This is a genomic window from uncultured Thermosynechococcus sp. (genome assembly GCF_937958135.1).
Lineage (GTDB): Bacteria > Cyanobacteriota > Cyanobacteriia > Thermosynechococcales > Thermosynechococcaceae > Thermosynechococcus.
Genome location: NZ_CALGOG010000039.1, coordinates 1 through 4,505, shown reverse-complemented (window position 1 = coordinate 4,505; position 4,505 = coordinate 1). Strand labels below are relative to the sequence as shown.

6 protein-coding genes are annotated in these 4,505 nt (G+C 52.7%); all 6 read left to right on the top strand.

The features are described 5' to 3' along the window. Positions 1–154 (top strand): hypothetical protein (locus Q0711_RS05225; protein WP_366519090.1); only part of this gene is annotated, 154 nt, incomplete at its 5' end. Next, positions 155–883 (top strand): 16S rRNA (uracil(1498)-N(3))-methyltransferase, encoded by a 729-nt coding sequence (locus Q0711_RS05220; protein ID WP_298614089.1) that lies wholly within the window; start codon positions 155–157, stop codon positions 881–883. A gap of 56 nt (positions 884–939) precedes the next feature. Further along, positions 940–1,344: a 30S ribosomal protein S12 gene (gene rpsL, locus Q0711_RS05215; RefSeq protein WP_298614091.1), complete on the top strand. Its 405-nt coding sequence runs from the start codon at positions 940–942 to the stop codon at positions 1,342–1,344. A 70-nt stretch (positions 1,345–1,414) separates the two neighbouring features. Continuing rightward, entirely contained in the window at positions 1,415–1,885 is a 471-nt protein-coding gene (rpsG, locus tag Q0711_RS05210) for a 30S ribosomal protein S7 (protein ID WP_298614093.1), read from the top strand. Between the two features lie 74 nt (positions 1,886–1,959). Continuing rightward, positions 1,960–4,035 (top strand): elongation factor G, encoded by a 2,076-nt coding sequence (gene fusA / locus Q0711_RS05205; protein WP_298614094.1) that lies wholly within the window; start codon positions 1,960–1,962, stop codon positions 4,033–4,035. Between the two features lie 17 nt (positions 4,036–4,052). Continuing rightward, positions 4,053–4,505, top strand: a 453-nt coding sequence (locus Q0711_RS05200; protein ID WP_299041850.1) for a GTP-binding protein, incomplete at its 3' end; no start/stop codon positions are given.

Here is a 4,505-nt window from a genome sequence, read left to right as displayed (position 1 = left end):
TTTACAACAGTTTGTGGATCACACCCCTTGGGCTCATCTTGACATTGCCGGTCCCGTTTGGACGGAAAAAGAGGATGGCTACAATAATCCCTGTGGAACAGGCTATCCTGTGCGCACGCTAGTGGAGTGGCTATGCAGTCTGAGTAGAAACTGAATGCGATCGCGCCAACGGCTTATTGTTCGGGCTGAGCAAATTCTGGATCAGGGAGTTACCCTGACGGCCGAGCAGTGGCACTACCTAAATCATGTGCTGCGCCTCAAGGCAGGAGATGAGCTGTGGATTCTTGACGGTCAAGGTCAGCGGTGGCTCGGAGAAATCCAAGCAAACACTGTCAAGCTATTGCACCCCGATTGCCGTGAGACGGAACTTACCACTGAGATTGTTCTCTGTTTGGCTCTCCTGAAGGCGGCGAGCTTTGAGCAGGTGTTGCAGCAGGCAACAGAATTGGGCGTCAAGCGCATTCTGCCAATTCAAACGGCGCGATCGCTCCTGCAACCCAGTGCCCATAAATACCAGCGCTGGCAACGCATTCTCCAAGAGGCCACCGAGCAAAGCGAGCGTCTCTACGTTCCTACCCTCAGTGCTCCCCTGTCTGTTGCAGAAATGGTGCGGCTTACGCCAAGGGGCTATATCGCCAGTCTCACTGCCTCCCAATTGCTGTGGGATTACTTGCCTCAGATGGATTTTTCCCAGCCCATTTATCTAGCGATCGGGCCAGAGGGGGGGTGGACAGATTCTGAACTAGAGCAGGTTCTGGCCGCCGGTTGGCAAGCCTTTTCTTTGGGGCAGCGTACCCTGAGAGCCGTCACCGCCGCGATCGCCAGCTTGACCCTAGTGAGCCATTACAGCGAGAGGTATAGGGCGATTCAACAACAGCATTGACAATGCAACGGCCGCCTCGATACACTAGAAGTTCGGTGAAATTAATGTAAGCAGCAATGCCCACCATCCAGCAACTGATCCGCCACGAGCGGGAACTGTTGAAAAAGAAAACAAAATCTCCTGCCCTCAAAGGTTGCCCTCAGCGGCGGGGGGTGTGCACCCGCGTTTATACCACAACACCCAAGAAGCCCAATTCCGCCCTGCGCAAAGTGGCACGGGTGCGCCTAACCTCCGGTTTTGAGGTGACTGCCTATATTCCCGGTATTGGCCATAACCTCCAGGAGCACTCGGTGGTGATGATTCGTGGCGGTCGGGTCAAAGACTTGCCCGGTGTACGCTACCACATTATTCGGGGCACGCTGGATACTGCCGGTGTGAAAGACCGCAAGCAAGGCCGCTCTAAGTATGGTGCCAAGCGTCCCAAACCCGGTGAGGCTGCTGCTACCGGCAAGAAGAAGTAATTCCTTTATTTTACCTCCTTAAGTCCACACTTGAAACCCTAAACTTCTCTGGAGCAAATTACAAACACCTATGTCTCGTCGCACTCGCGCTCAAAAACGTCCTACTGCCCCCGATGCGGTTTACAACAGCGTACTGGTGGGTATGCTGATTCAGCGGGTTATGCTTAACGGCAAAAAGTCCCTTGCCAGTCGCATTGTCTATAATGCAATGAAAACTGTGCAGGAGCGTACCGGCGAAGATGCACTACAAGTTTTTGAGCGTGCAGTGAAAAATGCAACCCCTCTGGTGGAAGTGAAAGCCCGCCGGGTGGGGGGTGCCACCTACCAAGTACCTGTGGAAGTGCGTCCTGAGCGTGGCGTTTCCCTAGCCTTACGCTGGCTGGTGCAATTTTCCCGCAAACGTGCCGGTCGCTCAATGTCGGCGAAGCTAGCCAATGAATTAATGGATGCTGCCAACGAGACCGGTAGTACCATTCGCAAACGGGAAGAAACCCACAAGATGGCAGAGGCCAACAAGGCCTTCGCCCACTATCGCTACTAAACCACTATACGGTTCAAGAGTTGGATACAATTATTCAAGAATTCTAACGTAATGCAACAACCAAGGAGGTAGCTGTGGCACGGACGACCCCGCTAGAGCGAGTGCGAAACATCGGGATTGCCGCTCACATTGATGCGGGAAAAACCACTACAACAGAGCGTATTCTCTTTTATTCCGGTGTGGTGCACAAAATTGGTGAAGTGCACGAGGGTACCACGGTTACCGACTGGATGGAACAGGAGCGGGAGCGGGGCATCACAATTACAGCCGCCGCCATTAGCACCTCCTGGAAAGATCACCAGATCAACATTATTGACACCCCCGGTCACGTGGACTTCACGATTGAAGTGGAGCGCTCCATGCGCGTTCTAGATGGCGTGATTGCCGTCTTTTGCTCCGTGGGGGGTGTGCAGCCCCAATCGGAAACGGTGTGGCGGCAAGCCGATCGCTACGGTGTCCCCCGTATTGTCTTTGTCAACAAGATGGATCGCACCGGGGCAAACTTCTATAAAGTCCACGATCAGATTCGCGATCGCCTGCGGGCAAATGCCGTGCCGATTCAGTTGCCCATCGGTGCTGAAGATCAGTTTGTGGGCATTGTTGATCTGGTGCGAATGCGCGCCAAAATTTACAAAGACGATCTGGGCAAGGAAATTGAAGACACTGACATTCCTGCCGAGATGACCGAGCTGGCGGAAGAGTATCGCACCAAGCTCATCGAAGCCGTTGCTGAAACCGACGATGCCCTCATGGAAAAATACTTTGAGGGGGAAGAACTTACAGAAGAGGAAATCCGCACAGCCCTCCGTAAAGGAACAATTTCGGGCACCATTGTGCCGATGCTTTGCGGCTCCGCCTTCAAAAATAAAGGCGTGCAATTACTCCTTGATGCCGTAGTGGACTATCTGCCAGCCCCCATTGATATTCCTGCAATTAAAGGCCGTCTGCCTGATGGTACAGAAGTAGAACGGGCTGCCGATGACGATCAACCCCTAGCGGCATTGGCCTTCAAAATTATGTCGGATCCCTATGGCCGTCTCACCTTTGTGCGCGTTTATTCCGGTGTTCTCAAAAAAGGCAGCTACGTCCTTAATGCCACCAAGGGCAAAAAAGAGCGCGTCTCGCGTCTAATTGTGCTCAAAGCTGACGAGCGGATTGAGGTGGATGAACTGCGAGCTGGAGATCTAGGAGCAGCCTTGGGTCTGAAGGAAACCTTCACAGGGGATACCCTTTGCGATGAAAGCTCGCCCGTGATTCTTGAATCTCTCTACATTCCGGAGCCAGTCATTTCCGTGGCCGTAGAACCCAAAACTAAGCAGGACATGGAAAAACTCTCCAAAGCCCTGCAGGCTCTCTCTGAGGAAGACCCCACATTCCGTGTCAGTGTTGATCCTGAAACTAACCAAACCGTGATTGCAGGCATGGGAGAATTGCACCTTGAAATTCTTGTGGATCGAATGCAGCGGGAGTTCAAAGTAGAAGCCAATATTGGCCAACCCCAAGTGGCCTACCGCGAAACGATTCGCAAACCCGTTCGTGCCGAAGGCAAGTTCATCCGTCAAAGTGGTGGTAAAGGCCAGTATGGTCACGTTGTGATTGAAGTAGAGCCTGCTGAACCCGGTACGGGGTTTGAATTTGTCTCCAAAATCGTTGGCGGTGTTGTACCCAAAGAGTACATTCCAGCTGCTGAACAAGGGATGAAGGAAGCCTGTGAATCGGGAATTTTGGCAGGGTACCCCGTGATTGACCTCAAAGTTACCCTAGTGGATGGCTCCTACCACGAGGTGGACTCCTCAGAGATGGCCTTCAAGATTGCTGGCTCCATGGCAATTAAAGAAGCAGTCATGAAAGCGAACCCTGTGCTCCTAGAGCCAATGATGAAGGTCGAGGTCGAGGTTCCAGAAGAATTCCTTGGGACAGTGATGGGAGATTTGATTGCCCGTCGCGGTCAAATTGAGGGACAAACCGTGGAAAATGGCATTGCCAAAGTAACTGCAAAAGTCCCTCTCGAACGGATGTTTGGCTATGCCACTGACATTCGCTCGAATACCCAAGGGCGGGGAATTTTCTCGATGGAATTCAGCCATTACGAGGAAGTCCCCCGGAATGTGGCTGAGGCAATCATTGCCAAAAATAAAGGGAACGCATAGTCTATACGAGGAACAACATGGCACGCGCTAAATTTGAACGAACCAAACCCCACGTTAACATTGGTACGATTGGTCACGTTGACCACGGTAAAACGACGCTGACAGCAGCTATTACCATGGTTCTAGCTGCTCAGGGAAAAGCTCAGGCTCGCAAGTATGATGAAATTGATGCGGCACCTGAGGAAAAAGCCCGTGGGATTACCATCAACACGGCTCACGTGGAGTATGAGACCGAGAAGCGTCACTATGCCCACGTGGATTGCCCTGGCCACGCTGACTATGTGAAAAACATGATTACGGGTGCCGCCCAAATGGATGGTGCCATTCTTGTGGTGGCCGCGACCGATGGGGCAATGCCCCAAACCAAAGAGCACATCCTCTTGGCACGGCAAGTGGGGGTGCCCAGCATCGTTGTCTTCCTGAACAAAGTGGACATGGTGGACGACGAAGAACTGTTGGAGCTGGTGGAA